This window comes from Saccharopolyspora sp. NPDC045941, assembly GCF_056431445.1.
Map to the genome: position 1 here is coordinate 1 of NZ_JBWKKU010000056.1, position 23354 is coordinate 23354.

Genomic DNA, 23354 nt, shown 5'->3' on the forward strand with positions numbered 1-23354 from the left:
AACACCCTCGTCGTCCTCTTCCCAGGACGCATCCCACTCAGCTAAAATGATCGAGTCAATTCATCCGTGGCTTACACGGAAACAATGACAGGGCCGTCCCACGTGCCGTCCGCCGACCAACGCCGGTGCCATTCATGGACGGTCTTCCAGCTGCCGAAACGTGCGGGAAGGTCCCGCCACGGTATGCCCGTCCAGTCCCGACGCCGGCAAATGCGGCTCCAGCCGGACCCACTCGGCATTCGTCAGATCACCCCGCCCCATGCCGGGCACAACGAACCAGCAGTCCGACAGTCACATGATCCGCCGGACAGTGCCTAGTCGGGTTTGCCATCGGGCAACTGTATCCACGGGCCGCGACGTGCTGACCACATCCACCGCGCTGTGGCGCAGCGGCACCGGACTCCTCGACACTCAGGGCATGCACCTGCTGCTGATCGCCGACACTCACCTCCCGAAACGCGCCAAGGCCCTGCCATCGGAGATCTGGGACGCGGTGACAACAGCCGATACCGTCATCCACGCCGGCGACTGGGTCGATGTCGCGCTGCTCGACGAACTCGAGGCACGCAGCGCATGGACGATCGGGGTGTACGGCAACAACGACGGTCCACAACTGCGAAACCGGCTTCCCGAAATCGCCCGTGCCGAGCTGGGCGGAGTCCGACTCGCCGTGATCCACGAAACCGGCCCCGCACGGGGCCGGGAAGCCAGATGCGACCGGTTGTTCCCGGACACCGACGTGCTCGTGTTCGGGCACAGCCACATCCCGTGGGACACCACCACGCCCGGCGGTCTTCGACTGCTCAACCCCGGCTCTCCCACCGATCGCCGCAGCCAGCCGTACTGCACGTACCTGACCGCTGACATCTCCGGCGAGCAGATCCGGAACGTCGTGTTCCACCGCCTACCACCGCGTTGCACCGGTTGACCCCGGGTTGGCGGCCGAGCGCTCCCGTCGCCGACGATCGGAGGTCCGCCATCGCCCGGCGTGCAGGAAATTTGATCCCGCACGACACCAGGACGATGGCTACTGTTGTGCGTCGCCAGGGCTCTTCGCGTCATGGCGTTGGGGCGGGCCCCGTGCCGCATCGGAACAAGCAAAGCCATCGTCCGGTTCTATTGAGCCTTTTTCATCCTGGTCAGCCCGCAGCCGCGGGTCGCAAAGCCGCACGTCGATGGGGTGTCGCATGCGCCGCAGGCGCATAGCCCACCTATGACCCTGGCACCGCCGCGGGTTCACGGTGCCCACCCCTCCGGGGTTCCCTCGGCGAGGACGGCCCCTCTGCCGTGTATTGGGCATACATCAGGAGGGGCACCCACAGTCCAGGGAGCCTCTGAGGTTCCGCCGCCCGCACCGCCACGCAAATCGAGGTTGGAAAAACCTCATTCGACGAGGACGGGTTTAAGCCATCACCTCCTCAATAATCCGCCGAATCGTCGTCGGACATGTCCGGCTCGGCCGAGTAGCCGCCGTCGAGCGAGCTCGGATCGACCGAGTAACCACCGTCGAGCGAGCCCGGGTCGATGGAGTAGCCGCCATCGGACATGTCCGGGTCGGCGGAATAGCCGTCGTCGGTCATGCCCGGATCGACGGAATAGCCGCTATCGGTCATGCCCGGGTCGACCGAGTAGCCGCCGTCGAGCGAACTCGGATCGACCGAGTAACCACCGTCGAACGAGCCCGGGTCGACCGACATGTTCGGTTCGGCGGAGTAGCCGCCGCCCGACATGTTCGCATCCGCCGACATTCCACCCGTGTCGTCCGTGCCGGGGAGGCACATGCCGGCCCCCTGCTCGGACGCGGCGGCCGCGGCTCCCGCGTCGGCGGGGTCCACTTCGTGCGGGAGGTCCTCTTCACTCACCACCTCCATGCCGCGGACCGCGTCGACGCCCTCCCCGACGATGCCGCCGACTCCTTCGCCGACCTCTCCCCCCGCCCAGCTTCCGGCCGGGCCGAGCTCCCCACCGGCAGCGCTCCCGATCATGCCGCCGATCGCTTTTCCGGCCTGCTGGCCCGCGTGCTCGTCCCTGAAGTCGCCTTCCTGGACGGGCCCGGGGAACGGGACGCCGCTGTCGTTCGGATATCCAGGATTCGCTTTCGGTCCCACGTTCTGCACAGGACCCTCCTTCCCTGCCCGCCGAACCGAACGTGCGCTCCAGCACGGGGTCCGGCCCGGCGGGCACCGATGTCCGGCTCAAGCGACCCGCTGCCGGACGGCAGCGGGTCGCGACCACCCCGCGGTCACCCGGTCGGCCCGACGAGGTCGCCCAGCATTCCTTCGCAGGTGCGGATCAGGACCTGGGCGGCTGCGACCGACTGCCGCAGGCTCGCCGGGCTTTCCGCCCGGCCCTGCCAACGGGCCAGCGCCTCCTGCGCGGCATTGCGGATCGCCCCCTGGTCGGCCTCCGGTGCCAACCCGAGGCGGCGGGCCGGGGCGATTCCGGAACTTCCCAGCAGGCGCTCGGCTTCCGCGACCTCCTCCTCGGTGAGTCCGGCGGGGTCTTGCCGCAGGGAGTTGAGCAACCGGAGCTCGGCGATCTCATGGGCGCCGGCCCACACCCGCTCCACCTCCGCGACCAGTTGTTTGTTCCCCTCCAACGGCATTTGCCGCAGCACCGAGCCCAGCGCCTGCAGCGCCGACCGGGCCTTGAGCACTTCGGCCCGGGCCGCGAACTGGGTGCCCAGCGCCGCGACGAGCTGCCGCAGCCCGGAGTTCTCGATGAGCATCGCGGCCAGCTGCGCGGAATTGCCGCACTTGCCCGACCGGATCAGCTCGATGCCCAGCCTCAGCCCGTACATGCCCAGGCGGTCCAGCAGGCGGCGCCGCCCTTCGGCGTCGACCTCGGCGGGGCAGTCCAGCTTGATGAAGCGGTCCACCGAAATCAGCGTCGGCGCCAGTTCCTCGGCCGGTGCCCTGGCCAGCAGTTCCAGCCCGTGGAATTCCTCCTCGCGCAGGGTCCGCCCGGTGTAGGCGAGCAGCCCGGTCACCGGCAGCACCGTCTGGCACAGCCGGCGCACCTGCTCGCTCTTCCGGTAGGAATCGGCCACGCGCGCCGCGCTCGCCATCGAATCCATCTTGCCCGCACCGATCTCGTCGGCCCGCGACAGCACGCCCACCGCGTTGACCGGCGTCGGTTGCACGATGTCGTCGTCGTGGAACGCCTCCAGCAACCGGATGTCCTCGCGGTGCGCGTAGCGCATCAGGTACAGCACCGCGTCGGCCGGCGTGACCCGGCCGTTCGCCGGGGTCAGGAAGTCCTGGGCCCGCTCGGAGATGTCCGTCGACACCGAACCGATCCCCGGTGTGTCGATGAGCATGAAGTTGCGCAGCGCGGTGGACGGCCACTCCACGACCAGCCGCTCCACGTCCGCGGCCCGGGCGCCGCCGAGGTCGATTCGGATGGCGCGGCTGTCCGGGCGGGCGTACCGCACCTCGCGCGCCTCCCCTTGCCTGGGCTGCAGCACCACGCGACAACTGTCGCCGTGCTGGAACCAGGTGACGATGCGGGTGCACTCGCCCGCGTCGGTGGCCGCCAGCTCCTCGCCGATCAGCGCGTTGAGCAGGGTTGACTTGCCGGCCTTGACCTTGCCGGCGATGGCCACCCGCAGCGGTTGCCGAACCCGCACCGCGAGGGTCTTCAGCGATACCTCGGCCGGGGTGCCGGCGTAGGCGGTGGCCGCCGACCGGATCAACCCGTCAACCTGCTGGATGAGCGATGAGTTGTTCATCCCGCACCCCGCCTTCACTTGCCCGGAAGAGCGTTTCGGCTTTCCTGCGCAGCATTGCCACGGACTTGCGGGCCTGCTCCATCTCGGGCAGGCGGCGCTCCCGCTGGGCCTTGTCCGCCTGCAACGACTTCTTCGCCGCCGCCACCGACTGCGCCGCCGCGTTCTGCAGTTCCGCCGCGCGTTCGGAATAGCCCTGCCGCATCTCGCGCTGCATCCGGCGGATGGTGTCCTTGGAGTCCTTGGCGACGTGGAACTTCAGGTCCTCGGTGTACTGGTTGACCGCCGCCTTGGCCTTCTGGCGGCGTTCCTGCACGTCGCGCTTGGCTCCGGAGCGCAGTCCGCCGACACCGCTGAGGACGCCGAAGGCCATCGACACCGGGTTCATCCCGGACATCAGCGCCACCCGGCCCACGGTCTTGAACAGCAGCATGCCGGTGCGCATCCCCTTGGTCTTCAGGCTGGCCTTGACGATCTCGACGTCCTCGGCCGCCTCCTCCAGCTCCTTGATCAGCTCCGTGGGGGCCTCGGCGTGCACTTCGACCTCGGCGCCCTGCTGCTCCTCGGCGAACTGCTCGGCCACCGACTTGCCGAGCTCGGCGACGCGTTGTTGGAGCAACGTGTAGTTCTCCACCACCTCCGCGGTCAGGCGGCGCCGCATCCACGCCTGGATCTCGTCCCAGGTCTTCGCCGGATCTCCCTCGCCGATCGCCTTGTTGGCCTCCCGGGTGAGGTCCCGGAACCGCCGCCGCATGTCGAAGTCCACATCGGACGAGATGTTGCCGAAGCCGTCACCGAGTGTCTGCTGCCAACGCGCCCCGGCGGCGCGCAACGCCTCCGCCTTCTTGCCCGCCTCCTGCAGCTTCGCGACGAGCTCCTTGCCCTGCTCGGGATCGGCCAGCGTCTTCTGCCTGGCCGCCAGCACCTGGTCGACCTGGCCCAGCACGTCGCGGAAGTTCGCGGTGACCGCGGCCAGGGTGAGCCGTTCGATGTTGGCGACCACTTTCTGCCCGAGGTAGGCCAGCAGCGGCACGCAACCGGACTCCGCGAACAACCGCTTGTCGCGTTTCAGCGCGGCCTGCGCCTGCAACGCGGTGGCCACCGGGAACACCGGGATCTCCAGCCCCGCGGCGCGCAGGTGCGCCTTGTCCTGCTCGACGATCTGCCGCCACTGCGGGTAGAGGTCGATCTTCGTCACCGCGCAGACGACACTCGGGCAGAGGTTCTTCGCGGATTTGAGCAGTTCGATCTCCGTGGCGGTGAGTTCCTGCGCGGCGTCGGTGGCGAACACCAGCGCGTCGGCGGCCGACAGCACGCCGTAGGTGGGTGCCTCCGCCGTCTCGCTCAGGCCGCCGACCGGCGTGTCCACGAAGGTCACGCCCTGCGACAGCAGCTGGTTCGGGATGCCCACGTCCACCCACATCAACTTGCCGCCCTTGTCGTTCGGCGGAGCCTCGGTGACCTGCCTGGGGATCTCCCGCAGCGGCGCCGCCACCCGGCTGGCCTCCTTCTTGCCGTTGCCGCTCGGCTGGTAGGTCAACGTGACGGTGGGCTTCTCGGCGTAGGTGATCGACATCGGCACGGCGGTGGACGCGGTGTCCACCACCGGGCAGATCGGCACGTTGACCAATGCGTTGACCAGTGAGCTCTTGCCCTTCTTGAATTCGCCGACCACGACGATGCGGATCAACCGCTTCTTCCGGTCGGCCAGGTGCTTCCGGTCCGCGTTCAGCCGCCGGACCAGGTCCTTGCGCCCGCTCTTCTCGGCGAGCCTGCTGGCCGCGGCCAGGACGGCTTCGACGCCGTCCACCCAGTGCGCGGAGCCCCCCTCGGGGGGCTTGGGTTGCTGCGATGGCCCTGTCATTGCCGCCCACCCGACCCCGTTACCGTCAAAGTCCACTGTGGATGTGCATCGGTCAGAACCCGAAGAAGTCGCCGATGGCTTCGCCCGCGTCCTCCAGGGCACCACCGACGTCGTCGACCACATCGGTCACGGTCTCCGCGACGTCGTCGACCGCATCTCCCGCCGCCGTGCCGAAATCGCTGAAGGTGTCACCGATGTCGCTGACCGTCTCCGTGCCGAAATCCCAGACGTCCGTGAGCTCGTCGTCGAATCCGATGTCGGTCACCAAGTCCCAGGTGAAGTCGCCGACCGCGTCGGCCGCGTCGTCGATGGCATCGTCGACACCGGCGTCGCCGAGCCATTCGCCGAACTCGCTGCCGAGCCAGCCACCGGCTGCGGCTCCCAGCGGCCCGAGGAACATCCCACCGACTGTCGCGCCCGCGACACCGCCGACCGCCGCGCCGTAGTCGCCCTCGAAGAGGTTTTCGACGCCCGAGGCGAGACCGCCGACGCCCAGCGCGCCGCCGCCCAGGTCCACCGCGGTGTCCAGCATGCCGCCCCAGTCACCGCTCAAGACCTCGGTGGCCACGTCCGCGTATTCCCCGACACCGAGCGCGTCGGCCGCGACACCAACCGCTTCGTCGGCCAACCCGCCCCAGTCGCCGCTCAAGACGCCGGTAGCCACGTCGTCGATCGGACCGAGATCGCCGACACCGAGTTCCTCGGCCGCGGTACCGAGCAAACCGCCCCAGTCACCGTTGTAGAGGTCGGTGGCCGCCTGGCCGTAGTCGCCGAGCCCGAGCCCGCTGGCCACGTTGTCGGCCAGCCCGCCGATGTCCCCGCTGAGCAGACCGCCGATGTCTCCGCCGAGCCCACCCCAATCACTCACGTAGTCCGTGTAGTCGTCGAGCGGGGTCCCCACCAGATCTCCCAGGCCGCCCCAGTCCCCGCCGAGCAAGCTGTCGGCGGCCGTGGTGAAGTCGCCGAACCCCGTCCCGGACAGGGTGTCCCCGGCGTACGAACCCCAGTCGGTGCCGGCCGTCGTCTCACCGACCCAACCGCCCAGCTCGGCGCCGGCGGCGGAGGTCGTGGCACCGACCGGGGCGCCCAGCCAGCCCGTGTCGTCGAGCACGTTGTCGTGCAGGACCGGCTCGGTGATCTGGAGCACGGCCGGATTCGAGAACGGATCACCCTGCGCCCACGGCAGCGTGGTCGTGGTCGTAGTGGTGGTGGTGGTCGTGGTCCAGCCACCGGTGTCCCAGCCTCCGACACCGCCCCAACCCCCGGTGTCCCAGCCTCCAGCACCGCCCCAACCCCCGGTGTCCCATTCCCCGGGGAGGATCCCGGTGTCCCAGCCTCCGCCGTCCCAGAGCCCGGACGTATCCAAGGTCGTGTCGTACCCCGTGTCCAGCTGGTCCTGCTCGGGCTCGCCGAGCAGGCCGCCTGAAGACTCGTCCACCGCAGGTTCGGTGGTGGCCGGTTCGGTGTAGCCGGAGAAGTCGTCCTGGACGCCTGTCTCGGCCGCGGTGCCTGCTCCCAGCGGCTCGCTCATGTCCTCGCCGCCGAAGTACCCGGTCGGACCCGCTACGCCGTGGGCGTCGAGGTCGCGCAGCCTGTCCAGGTCCTCCTGGCTGAGATCCTGCTGTTCCGCGGCCAGACCCGCGTCTTGCGTCGTCGAGTAGTCCGGGTGCTCGTACTCGGTGTGCGGCGCCAAGCTCTCATACCCGGGCTCAGCCGGCTGCACGTCCTCCCACGCTCCACGCTCCGGCTGCTCATAATCCGTATGCGGCCCCAAACTCTCATACCCGGGCTCAGCCGGCTGCACGTCCTCCCACGCCCCGCGCTCCGGCTGCTCATAATCCGTATGCGGCCCCAAACTCTCGTAACCAGGCTCAGCCGGTTCCACCTCCGGCTGTTCCCCGGCCCCGGGGTGCTCGTATCCCGCCTCGGAAGCCCAGCTTTCACCCGCGGGGAACTGGTATTCCAGGGTCGTGTACTCGCCGGTGTCGGAAGTCTCCCCGGCGGGTTGGTCCACGTCCTCCGTCAAGTATTCGGGAGCCTCGTCGACCACCTCCGTGGGCTCGGCCCCGTAGTCCGCCGACTCATCGACCGTGTAGTCGGATGGATCGGTGTAGGCAACGTCGGTGGAATCCTCAGCGGTGCCGTAGTCGGATGGATCGGTGTAAGCGATGTCCGTGGAGTCCTCGGCGGTGTCGTAGTCGGACGTCTCGGCGGTGTAGTCCGTCTCGGCTGAGTAATCCGTCCCGGCTGAGTAGTCGGTATCCGCCGAGTAGTCCGTCTCGGTCGAGGAATCGGTTTCGGCGGAGTAGTCCGTCGTTTCCGCTGCCGTGTAATCCGTCGTTTCCTCGGCAGAGAAGTCCGTGGTCTCGTCGCCGGCACCCGTGTCAGCGACCATCTCCTCGTCCATGTCTTCCCGCCTCGTGTCGTGGGTGGTCGTCCACCCGGACGCCATCACTGGTTGTGGGTGCCCTGGTTCGTGCCGTCAGTTCCTCCATCGCCGGTCTTCGGAGGGCTTTCGTCAGTGGGCCTCGGGTGATCGGTCCCGGTACCGCCGCCGGTTCCGCCGCCACCGGTACCGCCGCCACCGGTACCGCCGCCACCGGTACCGCCGCCACCGGTACCGCCGCCACCGGTACCGCCACCACCGGTTCCGCCGCCCCCGGAGCCACCGCCGGATCCGTGGTCCGTGCCGCCGCCGGAACTGCCCCCAGAGCCACCGCCGGATCCGTTGTCGGTGCCACCACCGGAACCTCCGGAACCGTTATCGGTGCCCCCTCCGGAACCACCGCCCGTACCGCCGCTGCCACCGGAGTCGGTGCCGCCCTGCTGGTTCGGGACGTAATTCGGCGTCGGCGCAGGGGCCGGTGCTACCGCAGGTGGCGGAGGTGCCCCGGAGAGCCCCGACAGCAACGTCCAGCCGCCCCAACCCGCGCCCCCGAGCAACAAGACCACAACGACCACGAGCGTGATCACTCGCGCGCGCCGCTCCTTCAGCGCTGCGGGGACCTTCAGCGACGGCATCGGGGGCTTCGAAGGCATCTTGAGCGGCGAGCTCGGTGGTGCGACCGGTGCGGCCTCGGGCACGTAGCCGACCGTTTCCCGGGGTGCGGCAGCGACCGGAGCGGGTTCCGGCTCGGCAGGTGCTGGCGGCTCGGCAGGTGCCGGCGGCTCCGCCGCGGCACGCTGCTGTGGTACCGGCTCCGTCGGTGCCGGCTCCGGCTGCACCGGCGCCGGTTCGCTCGGCGCCTCCTGCGGGGCGCCTACCGGTGGGCCCAACTCCGCAGCGGGCTCGCTCATCCCGGCCAGCGCCGGACTCGCGGCTGCGGACGGCGAAGCCGGGGTGAGCCGGCTGGCGGCTCGTTCGCGTGCGGTGATGGCCGCGCCGGACGCGATCGCGTACTTCGGGGAGGCATCGACCGCCACCGGCCTGCGCAGCTCCGCGGAGATCATCTGGGAGATCAGCGGGATCCGCGAGGATCCGCCGACCAGCAGCACCTTCTGCAGGTCCCCCGGCTCGATCTCGGCCGAACGCAGTGCGCGCAGGAGGTCCCGGATGGTTTCGGCGACGCTCGGCCGGATCATCTGCTCGAACTCCTGCCGGGTCAGCCGCACCTGCGTCTGGACCTGGGGCAGCAGCACCGGCACGACCGTCTGGGTGTCCTCCGACAACGCCTCCTTGGCGGCCGTGCATTCGGCTCGCAGGCGCAGGATGATCTGCCGGGTGTGCACGTCGCGCGGGTCAAGTCCGTGCAAGGACTTCCCGGTGCTGCGCACGACGTGGGTCAGCACGGCCTCGTCGAAGTCCATACCGCCGAGGTGTTCGATGCCCTGCGATGCTCCGACCAGGTCGAATCCACGCTCGCGCTTGGCCAGCACCGCCGCGTCGAACGTGCCGCCACCGAGGTCGTAGACGGCGACGGTGTCACCGGCGTCGACCCGTTCCGCCGAGGCGTAGGAGATGGCTGCGGCCTCCGGTTCGGTCACCGTGGTGGCCCCGGTCAGGTCGGCCAGCTGGAAGCACTGGGCGAGCAGGTCTTGCTTGTACGGCCCCCAGTTCGCCGGGTGGCAGACCGTCACGTGCTCGGGCTGCTCGCCCCGCTCGCGGGCGACGGTGTCGACGGCCCAGCGCAGCAGCCGGGCCATCAGCGCGTCGGCGGAGAACGGTTTCCCGCCCAGGATGATCGGGGCCGGGTCGCCGAACCGGCGCTTGAACTCCCGGACCACGCGACCGGGGTCGGTGGCCGCCCGGCGGTGCGCGGCCTCGCCGACGAGGAAGTCGTCCTCGTCGGTCAGGAACAGCACCGACGGCACCTTCGGCGCGTGCTCACCTAGCGTGGCGACCTCGACTCGGTCCTCCACGGCGACTGCCGCCGCGGTGAAGGTGGTGCCGAGGTCCACCCCGAGCTGGTATCCCATCGAGGTCTGTCTCCTGTGCCAGCCCTGGTTCCCGTCCCGGTGGTGATCTGCGGTACGCCTGGCGCACCCGCGGCCCGCCACCGCCATGTTCCGGCCGACTGCGCCGGAGCGGAGCGGTGGTGCACCCACGTGGCGACCGCTGCGTCGTGGCCGCGCCCCATCTGCGTCCACACTTGTCCTGGTCGCCCTGTAGCCATGCGAACACGCCGAGTTCGCCCGGCAATAGCGCCGAAAGTCCCGTCTCAGGCGGGGAAATGCGCGCCAATCAAGGAATCTGCCGACAGCGAGAAGCGAATCGTTCGCCAAATGCCCCGAATGACTCGGTGGCAGGCAGAATCACCTTCTGCCGCAACCGTGTCTGGTGTGGACAGTTTCAGAAGTGGCGTTCGGGGCGCGATGTGGACGGGCCTGCTGACCTCCGGAAGCACACCTGCACGTCGCAACGCTCGAAAAGCGGCAGCATGCGGACGAACTTGTTATCACTGAAGGCAATCTCATACTCACCGACCACGATCGCACAGGAAACCCCGAACCTGAACAATGATGCCCAGTGGATCGACAGGCCCATCGCGTGCCGAACCGGCTTACGGCGCACCGATCGCGAACACGTCCATCAGCTGCGCGAGGGTGCGGTAGTACCCGACGAGGACGACCAGCTCCACTACCCCCTCGCGCCCGAGCCGGGCGACCGCGGCGTCGAATTCGTCGTCGTCCAGGGGACGGAAGTCGTCCTGCAGGCGCCGGCACAGGGCGTAGGCCGCAGTCTCGGTGGAGTCCTCGGAGGTGAAAGTGCCGGAGGCCAGGGTGGACAGCTCTTCTTCGGTGAGCCCTGCCGCGCGTCCGATCCGCTCGTGGGCGTATCGCTCGAAGCCGCTTTCAGTGGCCGCGGCGACGGTGAGGATCGCGATCTCGCGGGTGCGGACGCTCATCCGCGTGCGGTAGCGCACTGCCGCACCCAGTTCTTGGAGCGGGCCGCCGACGCCGGGTGCGTGCAGCATCACGCCGAAGGGTCCGTTCAGCGCGCCGTTGTCGTCCTGAAGCGCGAAGAGCTGGGGCCCAGCGGCGCGCGGGCCGGAGGTGATGCGCTGGTAGAGGGACAGCTGTTCCTCGTTCAGCTCGGCCTTGGTCAGCTTGGGAAGTCGAGCGGGGTGGGTGGGGTTCACGTCGATGTCCTGTTCACCTCGGAGCACCGGAGATGTCCGGTGAAGAATTCCGCAACGGCGGCGATGGTCTCGTGTTCGTCGAACAGGGGGTCCTCGTGGTTGGCGCCGTCCAGGAGCAGGGTCCGGGCCTGGCCGCCGGCCGCCCTTACCGCCTCCGCGAGCCACCGGCTCTGCTGCGCTGAGGTGATGGCATCGCCGGTCCCGTGCAACAGCATCATCGGCGGACTTTCGGGGTGGACGTGCGTGACCGGGCTCAGCGCGCGGACGTGCTCTTCGGTGAGGTCGGCCTCGGGCACGCCCGCCAGCAGCGCATGGCGCAGGCGGGCACGGGGCGGGTGCGGCAGGTCGGTCGGCCAGACCGCCGAACGCACTTCGTGGGGCACCGGCAGGGCGGGATCCGGACGGGCTTCGGCGGCGCGGGCCGTGAGGTCGTAGCTGCCGAAGTAGCCCACCATCGCCTGGACCGAGCTTTCCGGCCCATCGACGGCGAGGGCGAGGTGGGCGGCGATGTGGGCGCCGGCGGACGCGCCCCAGACCCCGATCCGTTCTGCGGCCAGACCGTGTGCCGGACCTTCACGCCGCAGCCAGCGGACGGCGGCTTGGGCGTCGTGCAGCTGAGCCGGGAAGGCGGCAGCGTTCGCGAACCGGTAATCGGCGCTGGCGACGGCGACGCCGTGCTCGGCGAGGCGAACCAGTCGGTCGAGGTGATCCTCGCGGCTGCCGATCAGCCAGGCACCGCCGTGCAGGTACAGGACGACGGGCACGCCTGTCGGAGCCGGGACGTCCGGGACGTGGAGGTCGAGCAGCAGGTCCGCGGAGGCGTAGCGCAGCCCCTTCCGCGTGCGGACGACATGGTGTCGGGTCATGGCGTGATCGTCCTCGTGTCCAGTCGGTGTTGCGCGAAGCCGGTGCGCCGCAGCGGCCTGCATCAGCGCATCGCGGCGATGGCCGCGAGCACCCGCTGCTGGGAGCGCCGGGCCAGCTCCAGCGCCCGGTGCGGGTCGGCGGTCAGGAGCTTTCCGCCGCGCTTGACGATCCGGCCGCCGACCAGCACGGTGTCGACGTTGCCGGGATGGGCTCCGAGCACCAGTGCTCCGGCCGGATCCGACACCGGGGCCAGATTCAGGTCGCCGGCCCGGACCAAGATCACGTCGGCCTGCTTGCCGGGGGTGAGCGAGCCGGTCCTGCGGTCGAGTCCGGCCGCCTTGGCGCCGGCCAGGGTGGCGAACTCCAGGACGTCGCGGACCCGGAGGGACTCGGGCGCCCCCGGTGCGCGGGAGTGGCCGCCGCCCATCCACGTGCGGAAGTACGCCATCAGGGTCCGCATCTGGGTGAACATGTCGCCGGAGCACTTGGTCTCGGTGTCGCCGCTGAGGCTCGGCCGGATGCCCGCGGCGAGCAAGCGGTCGAGGGGAACGTCGCCCATGCCGGGGGAATTGAGCTCGCAATGCACCCCCAGCGACACCGATGCGCCCGCGTCCGCGATCATCGCGAACTCGTCGTCGCCGCAGCGGCAGCAGTGGACGAAGGTGATGTCCGGACCGAGCACGCCGGCGTCCCGCAGCTGCGCGACGGCCCGGTGGTGGGCGTTGTGCGCGTACGCGCCAACGTGGACAGTCGTGCGGACGCCCAGCTCCCGGGCCAGTCGCAGGTCGTCGAGCCAGACGTCGCGCTGGGCCATCTCCGGTCCGCGGGCCGCCATCGCCAGGGTCAACAGCTGGTCATCGGAGGCGAAGTACCGCTCGCGAAGGCGGCGGATGTCCTGCGGGTGTCCGAGGGCGCTGTCGCGGGTCCACTCGGGCGCCAACGGCCACCCGTGCGCGAAGACACCGCGGATGCCCGACTCGGTCAGGGCCTGAATGGCGGCGTCGGAGTGCTCGGGGGTGTTCTGGACGTGGGACCAGTCCACCAGCGTGGTCACACCGGAGTCCAGCGCCGAAAGTGCGCCCAGGAGGTTGCCCGCGTACACGTCGTCCGGGCGGTATCCGACGCCGACCGGGCCGAGCATCTCGGCGAAGTACTGCAGCGGATCGGTGTCGGCGTAGTGGTGCCGCACGGCGGTCTGCCAGGTGTGCCGGTGGGTGTCGACGAACCCCGGCATGACGATCATCGACGTGGCGTCGACGACCCCGGCGCCGAGGGCGTCGATGGTCGGAGCCACCTCGCGGATGACACCGTCCTCGATCAGGACGTCACCCACCGGCAGCTCGCCGACCGCGCCGTCCATGCTCAGGACGTGGCCGTTGGTGATGAGGGTCGTGGTCATCGCCGGGCTCCGATCCAGTGCTTGATCTGGTCGGCCGCCGCCTGCGGGTCGGGAGCTTGCTCGTCGGCCCAGGCGATGTAGGCGTCGGGGCGGATCAGCAGGCTGCGGACGGCCCGCAGTTCGGGGGTGGTCACGACGGGCACCCCGCTGACCACCCGCAATGGCAACCCGGACGCGTCGAGTCCGGCGTAGCTGTCGTCACCGGTGCAGTCGATCAGCAGGAACCGTTGGTCGCGCAGCAGTTCTCCGACCCGCTTGATGCCGTCGGCAGTGACCAGTTCGAGGTCTGGGGCGCGGTGACCGGTGAGGAGGTGGCTGCCCGGCAGGCTCGGGTAGGGCGCGGTCAGGCCGTTGAGTTCCAGTGCGATGCGCCGGTTGACCTCCGGCAGGGGGAGCAGGTGCTCCTGGAACATCCGTTTGAACACCACGCCCTCCGGGGTGAAGTTGAACTGCACGGCGCACTGCGCCTCCACGCTGCGCAGCAGTTCCTCGGCGACCGGCCGGCGCTCCTGTTCGTAGGTGTCCAGCAGGGTGTCGTCGGCGTGGCCGTTGAGGACGGCGGCGAGCTTCCAGCCGAGGTTGAACGCGTCCTGGATGCAGAAGTTCATCCCGACGCCGCTGGCCGGGTAGTGGATCCGGGTCGACTCCCCCACCAGCAGGATGCGGCCGTTGCGGAACGTCGTGGCGATGCGCAGGGCGTCGGTGAAGCGGGACGCCCACCGCAGCCCGTCGAACTCCACCTCCCTCTCCAGGACGTCGCGCAGACAGGCGCGGACCTCCTCCTCGGTCACCGCCTCGGATTGCGGGGCATGGCGCCGTTGCGCGTGCACGATGTTGAAACGCGTCACCGCGGTGCCGTCCTCGTCGTGGCCGAAGGGGAAGGACGTGACCCAGCCGTGTTCGTTGTCGGTCATCAACCGCCCGTCCGGCCCCAACCCGCCCGTCCGCAGATCGGCGACCATGCCCGTGAAGGTCGCACCATGTCCTTCGAAGCCGATTCCGGCCTGCCCGCGCACCAGGCTGCGACCGCCATCGGCTCCCACCGCGTAACGGGCCGTGAGTTCGAGGCGGCCCGCCCCGTGCGCTGCGGTGACCAGAACTCCCTCGGCGTCCTGGGTGATCTTCTCGACCAGTGCGCCGTGCCGCACGTCCACATCCAGCTCGCGGGCGCGTTCGAGGAGCAGCTCCTCGGTCATGTTCTGCGGCATGATCAGCCGGAAGCCGAACCGCGAGTTCAGGTGGTGCCAGTGCACTGGTTGCATCCCGGCCCAGATGTGCACCGGGATCAACGGGTTGTCCCTGATCGACCTGGCGCGCTCGAAGAAGCGGTCGGCGATCCCGCGGGCGTCGAAGAGTTCTAGGACACGCGGCAGCACCGTGCCGGCGCGGGACTCGACCGGCTTCGTACGGCGCTCGAGCACCGTCACCCGCACACCCGCCAAGGCCAGCTCACTCGCGACGGTGAGTCCGGACGGGCCGCCTCCGACTACCACGACGTCTGTGTCTGTCATTCTTCAGACTCCCGTCTGCTTCAGGGTCCGGGCGTCGATCCCGGCTCGTTGGAGTGCGGTGGCGGCGTGGGCGGCCAGGCGGCTGCGGTCGCCGCTCGGGTCGACGAAGAACGCGGCGCACACGCCGCCCGCGATGGCGATCAGCCCGGTGATGGTGAAGCCCAAGCCGAAACCGCTCGCGGCATCGGAGGAGGCGTCCAGGATCAGGCCCATCGCGAACGGCCCGGCGATGCTGCCCAGCGAGTAGAGGCCGTTGAGGGTGCCCATGACGGCTCCCCGCCGGCCGGGTGGGCAGAGCCGGCCGACGGCGTTGAAGGCCGAGGTCATGGCGACCATCGGCAGCCCGGCGGCGAGGGTGACGCCGCAGATCAGCAGGAAGGCGTTGCCCAGGTGGGGCACCAGCACGGCGCAGGCACCGCCGACCGTCACGGTCACGCCGGTGAGGACGCCGAGCGGGAAGCGTTCGGAGACGCCGCGGGCCATGAGCCGACCGGACAGGGCACCGAGAACGATGATGGCGACGATGCTGACGATGTTCGGCGGGATGACCATGTTGCCCGCCGCTGAGGCGCTGAAGCCGGCGACTTTGATGAAGAACGGGACCAGCCACGCGATGACGACGGCGAGGCTCCAGGCAGCCGCGAAGGTCATCGCGACCGCGCCGACGAACGTGCGGCTGAGGAGGATGCGCCGGTAGGAGATGCGCTCGCCGTCCAGGTCGGCGGTTCCTCCGGTGGCTTCCGAGCCTTCAGCCACAGGGGCGGAGGGAGTCTCGGCAGGCCGGTCTTTGCCGAAGACAGCCCAGACCAGCGCCCACAAAGCACTGAGCGAGGCAGTGGTGAGAAAGCCCCACCGCCAACCGTGTTCGACGATGACCCACGTCAGGATGGGCGCTGCGGTCAGCGCACCGATGCCGTGGGCGATCTGGGTGAGGGCCGTCGGCAAGCTGCGGCGCTCCGCAGGGAACCAGCCGTGCACGGTGTGGACGGCCAGCGGATTGGCCGGCCCCTCGGCAGCGCCGATGAGGATTCGGCTGGCGAACAGCGCCGCCGCGGTGGAGGTCAGCAGCACCGAGCCCTGCGCTATGGCCCACAGGAGCGCCAGCACGACGAACACCCACTTGCTGCGGACCTTGTTCACCATCAGCCCGACGAGGACTGCGGCGACGCTGAACAGCAGGTAGAAGCTGCTGCTCGCGGCGCCGTAGGTGGCGTTGCTGAGGTTCAGCTCGTCCATGGTCGGGACGGCCGCGAGCCCGAGAACGGCCTTGTCCCAGAACGAGAGCGCCATGGCGGCCATCAACAGGACGGTCATGAGCCACGCGCGCCTCAGATCATGCGACCTCTCCATGGTGATCTCCTTGCATCAGGGTGAATCGTGTGGTCAGGCGTGCCGGCGCCGCGGCTGCAAGACGAGGCCATCGGTGGCCGCTCGGTTCGGGTAGCCCGAACAGGCGTGCATCACGGCGCCACATGGGGGCCGGGCTCTCCCCCACGCGCGTCGGCCTTTCCCCTTCCGGCCGGCTCGCACTCCGGTTCGCCGACCGGTCCGGCCGGCGACGCCCCCCGTCAGGAGTGGTGGAGACGTCGTGGCCACGGGTTCATCCGGCTGCGCTGTGCGTGCCGGTCATGAGGGCGGCCAGGTCCTCGGGGTGCAGGAACGACGGGGGCGGCGGCGGGCCCCAGTTGAAAAGTCCTTTGGCGCCTTCGAGGACTTCGGGCGTCCACAGCTGGTCGTCGACGACGCAGTCCATGTCGGAGTAGTACTCGGAGAAGTTGCCTGCGGGATCCTTGAGGTACCAGAAGAAGTTGGACCCGGCGTGGTGCCGGCCCAGGCCCCATACGTGCCGTTCCGGGTGGTCCTCCAGCATCGCCGTGGCGCCGCGACCGACCTCGTCGACGTCGTCTACCTGCCAGGAGGTGTGGTGCAGGAACGCGACGGGGGCCGCGAGGACCAAGAGGTTGTGGTGGTCCGTGGAACAGCGCAGGAACACGCCGTGGTCCTTGATGAAGTCGCTGGCCTTGAAACCCAGGCCCTCGCGGAAGAAGGCGGTGGTCGCTTCGAAGTCGGTGGTGCCGACGACGGCGTGGCCGAGCTTGCGGGGCCGCACAGGGGTGGTGCGCAGGATGCCGGGGGCTCGGGAGCCCCTGCGCTCGATCCGGCCGGGCCCGTTGTAGACCGTCGCTGGGACGGTGGGCTGGCCGAGGCGCGGGGCGACTTCCAGCACGGCTCGTACCGCAGTGGCCCTGTCGTAGGCGGTCAGGGTGGAGCCCGTGGGCCGGCTCTCGATGCCCAGACGCTTCAGCCGTGCTGCCGCGGCGTAGAGGTCGTCAGGCGTGTCGGCGCCAACGCGGACTTCGACCAGCCGACGGGCTGGCGTGTGAACGATGTGGAGCTGACGGCCAGCGTCACGCGTGCTGAACCAGCCGTCGCCGTCCGGGGAGAGGCCGAAATCGGCGTAATACGCCGCCGTCTCGGCGACGTTGGGAACCCCCATGGTGATCGAGACCAGGCGGTGCAGCGCCATGGCGGAGACTCCTTCGTCCGTCTTGTTCGTCAGAGGGCAGGTCGGGCGGGCGGCCGGGTCAGGCGGTGAAGGTCTGGCGCAGTTCACCGATGCCCTCGACGGTGCTGACGAGCACGTCGCCGGATGCCAGCCAGCGCTGCGGATCACGGCCGAGGCCGACGCCGGAGGGGGTTCCGGTGAAGATGACGTCACCGGGCAGCAGCGGCAGGACCGCGGACAGCCCGGCGATCAGAGCGGGCACGGAGAAGATCAGTTCGCGGGTACGGCACTTCTGGACCTCTTCGCCATTGATCGTGCAGCTCAGTTCGAGGTCGTCCGGGTTCTCGAACTCGTCGGGAGTGACCAGCCACGGCCCGACCGGTGCGAAGCCCGGGTAGGACTTGCCGAGGCTGAACTGCGGCGCAGGCCCGGCGAGCTGGGTGATCCGCTCGGAAATGTCCTGCCCCACCGCGAGACCTGCCACGTGCTCCCAGGCAGCGTCCTCGGCCACCCCTTCGGCACGGGCGCCGATCACCGCGACCAGCTCCACTTCCCAGTCGGTGTGCCCGCCCGGCGGAAGCGTGACCTCCGAAACCGGGCCGGTGATGCTGGTGACGTACTTGGTGAACACCGGCGGCAGGCCCGATGGGGACGCGAAGCCCGATTCGGAGGCGTGGTCCCGGTAATTCAGGCCGATGGCCAGGACCTGACGAGGAGCGGGGACGGGTGAGCCGAGGGCGGCCGGCTCGAAGGCCACCCCGACCGGGAGGTCCGCCGCCGCCTCCACCCAGGCCCGGAACTCCTCCCAGCAGTCGTAAACGGCCTGCGGGTCGGCGGTGAAACGACCGCCGGTGGCCTGCTCGACATCGATCGCGCGACCGTCGGCGATCAGGACGAGGCGACCGGAGAGATTGGCGATGCGCAAGGCAAACTCCTGTGGAGGGGATCGCGGAAGTGATGTTCAGGCGCGCGGAGTCGTTCCACAGCACCCGGAGAATCGGGCACGCCGTGGGGAATCGGTGTCCGGATTCGGTGTGCCTCGAGACTAGAACGCCAGCCAACAGCAACGTTAATGATTCGTGCCGATGGGATGCATCACTGGCGTTGATGCTGCCGGCCATGGGACAACTCGTCGGCCACGGCTTTCCAGACGCCGACGATCAGCGCGCCGAGCCGGATCCATCATGCTTGCGGCGTTCACGGCGACCGTGAGTCAGGCGGGGCCATCTCCCGGCAAGTCGAGTTCCCGGGCGAGCTCGACGAGCCTCTTCCGCAGCCACTCGTGTGCCGGGTCCTGGGCGTGTTGCGGGTTCCAGTAGAGCGCCTCGTGGAACGGCGGCAGCTGAACAGGGGGTTCGAGGATGCGCAGCCTGGCGGGCTCGGCGACCAGCCGCGCCAGCCGTTCGTGCACCAAGCCCACGACGGGCGTGTCACGAAGCAGCAGAGGCGCGGTGACGAAGGACTGGGTGCTGATCACGTTGCGCCGGGTGATCCCCAACTCCTCGAGCTGCGCCTCGATCACGGGCACCCCGGTGCCACCGGCGTAAGCCGCGTAGGGCAAGGCCACGAACTCCTCGACGGTGATCGTGTCGCCGACCGCCTGGTTGTGCCGGTCGACCGCGAGCACGTACCGGTCGGTGAACAACGGTTCGCTCGGGAACCCGAAGCGCTTCCCCGTGATCTCCGTCGGCATGATCAGGAAATCGGCCTGCCGGCGGCGAAGCTGGTCGACGTAGCCGGCCGTGATGGGCTTCACGCAGACCTGAATCCGAGGAGCTTCCACGGCGAGCACCGCGATCAGTCGGCGCAGCAGCACCAGCAGGACGTAATCGCTGGCGACGATCGTGAAGGTCCGGGCCTCCCGCGCCGGTTCGAAGTCGGCCGGGCGGCCGAGTACGGCCTCGACAGCGCCGATGGCCGAACGAACGGGTTCCACCAAGGATTCCGCCAGCGGGGTGAGCGTCGACGAGCGGCCTTCGCGCACCAGCAAGGGATCGTCGAAGTGCTTGCGCAGGCGTGCCAGCGATGCGCTCATCGCGGGCTGCCCCACCGACAGGCGCTCGCCCGCCCTCGTGACGTTTCGTTCGGTCAGCAGCGCATCGAGCGCCACGAGGAGATTGAGGTCGACGCCGCTCAACCGCATGACCGAAGAGTAACCGGCGAGGCCGCGGCGCAGCCGCCAGCCAGTCCACGGCTGCGCCCCGATCGGCACAGCGCTGTCCGCCCTGGCCGGTACAGGACGTCGCGCGCGCAACCGGTGGGTCGAGCTGGGGCGGGCTCGCCGCCGATGCGCTTGGGCTCGTCGTTGGCTTGTACCGCAGGAGCACGCCGATGGCGATCGGCATGGCGTTGGCCGCGGATGCGTTGCGTGGTCATTCGTTCGAGACTGGGTCGATGGGCGAATTGGTCCGGAAGCGTGTTCGGGTCGAGGGAATCGTGCAGGGCGTGGGTTTTCGGCCCTTCGTCTACTCGCTGGCGACCGGCCTGGGGCTGGCCGGGCACGTCGGCAACGACGTGCACGGCGTGTTCGTCGAGGTGGAAGGGCCGGCGTCGGGCATCCGGCGGTTCCTCGGCATGCTCCGGGAGCAGGCTCCGCCGTTGGCGGTGGTGGCCCGGATCTCCGTCGCCGATGTCGCGGCCGTGGCCGAAACCGGGTTCCGGGTCGTCGACAGCGACTCGACCGGTTCGCGGGCGGCCCTCGTCTCCAGCGATAGCGCCACCTGCGCCGACTGCCTGGGCGAAATCACCGATCCGGACGACCGGCGGTCCGCTTACCCGTTCACCAACTGCACCAACTGCGGGCCGCGGTTCACCATCGTCCGGGACGTTCCGTACGACCGCCCGAACACGACGATGGCGGGATTCGCCCTGTGCGCCCGGTGCGAGGCGGAGTACCGCGATCCGGCGAACCGCCGGTTCCACGCCCAGCCGGTGTGCTGCCCGGACTGCGGGCCGCGGCTGCTGCTGACCGACCGCGGCGGCGCGCCCCTTCAGGGCGACCCCCTCGCCGAAGCGGTGGCGGTCTTGGCACGCGGCGAAGTGCTGGCCGTGAAGGGCTTGGGCGGGTACCACTTGGCCGTGGACGCGACCAACAGCGATGCGGCGGCCACCCTGCGCAAGCGCAAGCACCGGGAGGACAAGCCCTTCGCGGTCATGGTGGCCTCGGTGGAGCAGGCCCGGTCGCTGTGCGCGATCGACGATGCGGAGCAAGCCGCGCTCACGTCCCGGCGACGCCCCATCGTGCTGCTGGACCGGCTGCCCGCCGCCCCGGTCGCGCCGAGCGTCGCGCCCGGGAACCACCAGCTGGGCCTCATGCTTCCCTACACCCCGCTGCACCACCTGCTCCTGCGCCGCTTTCCCCGGCCGATCGTGCTCACCAGCGGCAACGTCTCCGACGAGCCGATCGCCTACCGCGATGACGACGCGCTCGCGCGGCTGGGCGGCATCGCCGATGCGTTCCTGGTCCACGACCGGCCCATCCACGTCCGCACCGATGACTCCGTCGTCCGCGTGGTCGGCGGCCGCACGATGCGGGTCCGGCGGTCCCGCGGCTACGTGCCGGAACCGGTGACGCTGCCGTGGCCGTTCCCGCAGCCGGTGCTGGCCTGCGGTGCCGAGCTGAAGAACACCTTCGGCGTCGCCAAGGGCGAGCACGTCTTCCTCTCCCACCACATCGGCGACCTGGAGAACTACGAGACGCTGCGGTCCTTCACCGCCGGGATCGAGCACTTCTGCCGGCTCTTCGACGCCGAACCGCGGGTCGTCGCCCACGACCTGCACCCCGAGTACCTGTCGACGAAGTACGCGGCGGAGCTGGACGGCATCGAGCTGGTCGGGGTGCAGCACCACCACGCGCACATCGCATCCTGCCTGGCCGACAACGGCGAATCCGGCCCCGTGCTCGGAGTGGCGTTCGACGGGACCGGGTACGGTGGCGACGGCTCGATCTGGGGCGGGGAGTTCCTGGTCGCCGACCTGACCGGCTTCCGCCGGCAGGGCCATCTGGAGCCGGTTCCGCTGCCCGGGGGAACGACCGCCATCAAGCAGCCGTGGCGGGCCGCGGTCGCCCACCTCGCCGAGTGCGGGAACCTGTCCCCGGATCTCGATGTGCTGCAGCGCAACGCGAACTGGGCCGAAGTCGCCGCGCTGTCTCGATGGGCTCGCCACGCGCCGCCGGCTTCCAGCGCCGGGCGGCTCTTCGACGCCGTGGCGGCGATCCTCGGCGTGCGGGACCTGATCAACTACGAAGGCCAGGCCGCCATCGAGCTCGAACAACTCGCCGACACAACGGAGGCGGGCGAATACCCGGTGTCGATCAGTGGCGGGCCGGTGTTGCGCATTCGCGGCGCGGACCTGGTTCGTTCGGTCGTCGCCGATCTCCGCGCCGCAACGCCACTGCCGGTGATCGCCGCGCGGTTCCACAACGGGTTGGCGGCAGCGGTCGTGGACGTTTGCGGCCGGCTGCGGGATTCCACCGGGATCGGCACCGTGGCCCTTTCCGGCGGTGTCTTCCAGAACGCCCTGCTGTTGCAGCGCGTCACGATGCTGTTGGACCGCAACGGGTTCCGCACGTTGCTGCATTCGCAGGTTCCGGCCAACGACGGCGGGATCAGCCTGGGGCAAGCCGCCGTCGCCGGGGCGCTGTGCCGCGCACGACGCTAGGGGTCGTTTCGGAATGCGGCGTCAGCCGCATGCGGTGTGGGACTCAGCTCGCACCGCCGCGGGTTCTCAGGCAGTGCCCACCCCGTCGGGGTTCTCGGCGAGGACAGCCCCAGCGCCGCGTATTGGTCATGCACAAGTCGGGGATCCCGGAGTCCAGGCGACGGCCGTAATTCCCCCAGGGGGGCCGCTACCGGCACCGCCACGCAAACCCATTCTGGGATGTGCTCTCAGGCAAGCACCTGCTTGTCCAGCCAGGCGTACCAGGCGTCGAGGCCTTCCCCCGTCGAGACCGACAGGGGCTGCACCCGGGCGCCGGGATTGGCGGTGGACGCGGCGTCGGTGAAGCGGGCCACGTCGAAATCGACGTGGGGCAGCAGGTCGATCTTGTTGAGCAGCACCAGGTCCGCCGAGCGGAACATGTGCGGGTACTTCAGGGGTTTGTCCTCCCCCTCGGTCACCGACGCGAGGACCACCCTGGCGCGCTCACCGAGGTCGAACAGCGCCGGGCACACCAGGTTCCCGACGTTCTCGACGAACACCACCGAACGGTCCGGCGGTTGCAGGGCGCGCAGGGCGTCGGACAGCATGGCCGCGTCCAGGTGGCATCCCGTTCCGGTGTTGATCTGCACCACCGGGCATCCGCTCTCCCGCAATCGTGCCGCGTCGAGGCCCGTTTCCTGATCGCCTTCGACGACCGATAGCGGGGCGCCGTCGAATTCCCGCACGGTGCGGGCCAGCAGGCTGGTCTTGCCGGAACCGGGCGAGCTCATCAGGTTGATCAAGGCGATCCCCCGGGACTGCGCGCGGTCCCGGTTCCCGGCGGCGAGCCCGTCGTTCTTGGCCAACACCTGCTGCTCCAGGACCACCGTCCGCGATGATTCCTCGTCACAGCCGCACGTGCCGCACATCTACCCCACCTCCACGGCCTTGATCCGAAGTTCTTGTCCGGCGAGGATCGCGATGTCGACGCCGCCGCACGGGCAGCGCGCGAACAGCTCGTCCATCGCGATCTCCTGTCCGCACGAGCGGCATTCGCCGCGCCCGGCCGGTTCTGCGATGTCCAGGTCGGCCGTCGACAGCCGGGTGCCATCCGCCACGAGCTCGAAGCAGAACCGGATCGCATCCGGCACCACGCCGGAAAGCCGCCCGATCTCCAGGTGCACGCGCTCGATGACCGGCTCGTCCACCGCCTCCAGGACGGCGTCCACGATGCTCTGGGTGATGCCGAGCTCGTGCAAG

At 69.6% G+C, this 23354-nt stretch carries 17 protein-coding genes and 1 pseudogene; 2 read left to right on the forward strand and 16 right to left on the reverse strand.

Annotated elements, in window-relative coordinates; all coding sequences use genetic code 11:
- Window positions 1–95 precede the first annotated feature (95 nt).
- A pseudogene (locus AC07FN_RS33785) lies at window positions 96–191 on the reverse strand (transposase); the annotation flags it as partial.
- Window positions 192–418: 227 nt separating this feature from the next.
- Between AC07FN_RS33785 and AC07FN_RS33790 the strand changes: the two are divergent.
- Window positions 419–928, forward strand: coding sequence for a metallophosphoesterase family protein (locus AC07FN_RS33790; protein ID WP_478399327.1), 510 nt, complete (start codon window positions 419–421; stop codon window positions 926–928).
- A gap of 490 nt (window positions 929–1418) precedes the next feature.
- Here the strand turns inward: AC07FN_RS33790 and AC07FN_RS33795 are convergent, their stop codons facing one another.
- The 13 genes from AC07FN_RS33795 to AC07FN_RS33855 all read right to left on the reverse strand — a co-directional run bounded on the left by AC07FN_RS33795 (window position 1419) and on the right by AC07FN_RS33855 (window position 19596).
- Complete coding sequence (locus tag AC07FN_RS33795) at window positions 1419–2117, reverse strand: hypothetical protein (RefSeq protein ID WP_478399272.1); 699 nt, start codon at window positions 2115–2117, stop codon at window positions 1419–1421.
- 125 nt (window positions 2118–2242) lie between these two features.
- Window positions 2243–3730: a dynamin family protein gene (locus AC07FN_RS33800; RefSeq protein WP_478399273.1), complete on the reverse strand. Its 1488-nt coding sequence runs from the start codon at window positions 3728–3730 to the stop codon at window positions 2243–2245.
- Window positions 3699–5591 carry a dynamin family protein gene (locus AC07FN_RS33805; RefSeq protein WP_478399274.1) on the reverse strand — a complete coding sequence of 631 codons (1893 nt, stop codon included), beginning with the start codon at window positions 5589–5591 and terminating at the stop codon, window positions 3699–3701. The genes AC07FN_RS33800 and AC07FN_RS33805 overlap by 32 nt, the downstream gene beginning before the upstream one ends.
- A gap of 52 nt (window positions 5592–5643) precedes the next feature.
- The gene (locus AC07FN_RS33810; protein ID WP_478399275.1) at window positions 5644–7998 is read right to left on the reverse strand and encodes a hypothetical protein; all 2355 of its coding nucleotides are present in this window, start codon (window positions 7996–7998) and stop codon (window positions 5644–5646) included.
- Between the two features lie 44 nt (window positions 7999–8042).
- The gene (locus tag AC07FN_RS33815; protein WP_478399276.1) at window positions 8043–10007 is read right to left on the reverse strand and encodes an Hsp70 family protein; all 1965 of its coding nucleotides are present in this window, start codon (window positions 10005–10007) and stop codon (window positions 8043–8045) included.
- 584 nt (window positions 10008–10591) lie between these two features.
- Window positions 10592–11170, reverse strand: coding sequence for a carboxymuconolactone decarboxylase family protein (locus tag AC07FN_RS33820; protein WP_478399277.1), 579 nt, complete (start codon window positions 11168–11170; stop codon window positions 10592–10594).
- On the reverse strand, window positions 11167–12036 hold the full coding sequence (locus AC07FN_RS33825) for an alpha/beta hydrolase fold domain-containing protein (protein ID WP_478399278.1): 870 nt from the start codon (window positions 12034–12036) through the stop codon (window positions 11167–11169). Before AC07FN_RS33825 ends, AC07FN_RS33820 begins: the two co-directional genes overlap by 4 nt.
- Before the next feature lie 62 nt (window positions 12037–12098).
- Window positions 12099–13436 (reverse strand): amidohydrolase family protein, encoded by a 1338-nt coding sequence (locus tag AC07FN_RS33830; protein WP_478399279.1) that lies wholly within the window; start codon window positions 13434–13436, stop codon window positions 12099–12101.
- Window positions 13433–14947: an FAD-dependent oxidoreductase gene (locus tag AC07FN_RS33835; protein WP_478399280.1), complete on the reverse strand. Its 1515-nt coding sequence runs from the start codon at window positions 14945–14947 to the stop codon at window positions 13433–13435. The genes AC07FN_RS33830 and AC07FN_RS33835 overlap by 4 nt, the downstream gene beginning before the upstream one ends.
- Before the next feature lie 3 nt (window positions 14948–14950).
- Window positions 14951–16261 (reverse strand): MFS transporter, encoded by a 1311-nt coding sequence (locus AC07FN_RS33840; RefSeq protein WP_478399281.1) that lies wholly within the window; start codon window positions 16259–16261, stop codon window positions 14951–14953.
- Window positions 16262–16547: 286 nt separating this feature from the next.
- Window positions 16548–17474: a VOC family protein gene (locus tag AC07FN_RS33845; protein ID WP_478399282.1), complete on the reverse strand. Its 927-nt coding sequence runs from the start codon at window positions 17472–17474 to the stop codon at window positions 16548–16550.
- A gap of 58 nt (window positions 17475–17532) precedes the next feature.
- Window positions 17533–18378, reverse strand: a complete 846-nt coding sequence (locus tag AC07FN_RS33850) for a fumarylacetoacetate hydrolase family protein (protein ID WP_478399283.1) — start codon at window positions 18376–18378, stop codon at window positions 17533–17535.
- A 288-nt stretch (window positions 18379–18666) separates the two neighbouring features.
- Window positions 18667–19596, reverse strand: coding sequence for a LysR substrate-binding domain-containing protein (locus AC07FN_RS33855; protein WP_478399284.1), 930 nt, complete (start codon window positions 19594–19596; stop codon window positions 18667–18669).
- Window positions 19597–19847: 251 nt separating this feature from the next.
- Here AC07FN_RS33855 and hypF point away from each other — a divergent pair, with 251 nt between their 5' ends.
- Window positions 19848–22115, forward strand: coding sequence for a carbamoyltransferase HypF (hypF, locus tag AC07FN_RS33860; RefSeq protein WP_478399328.1), 2268 nt, complete (start codon window positions 19848–19850; stop codon window positions 22113–22115).
- Between the two features lie 227 nt (window positions 22116–22342).
- Here the strand turns inward: hypF and hypB are convergent, their stop codons facing one another.
- Window positions 22343–23023, reverse strand: a complete 681-nt coding sequence (hypB, locus tag AC07FN_RS33865) for a hydrogenase nickel incorporation protein HypB (RefSeq protein WP_478399285.1) — start codon at window positions 23021–23023, stop codon at window positions 22343–22345.
- Complete coding sequence (locus AC07FN_RS33870) at window positions 23024–23353, reverse strand: hydrogenase maturation nickel metallochaperone HypA/HybF (RefSeq protein WP_478399286.1); 330 nt, start codon at window positions 23351–23353, stop codon at window positions 23024–23026.
- Window position 23354 lies beyond the last annotated feature (1 nt).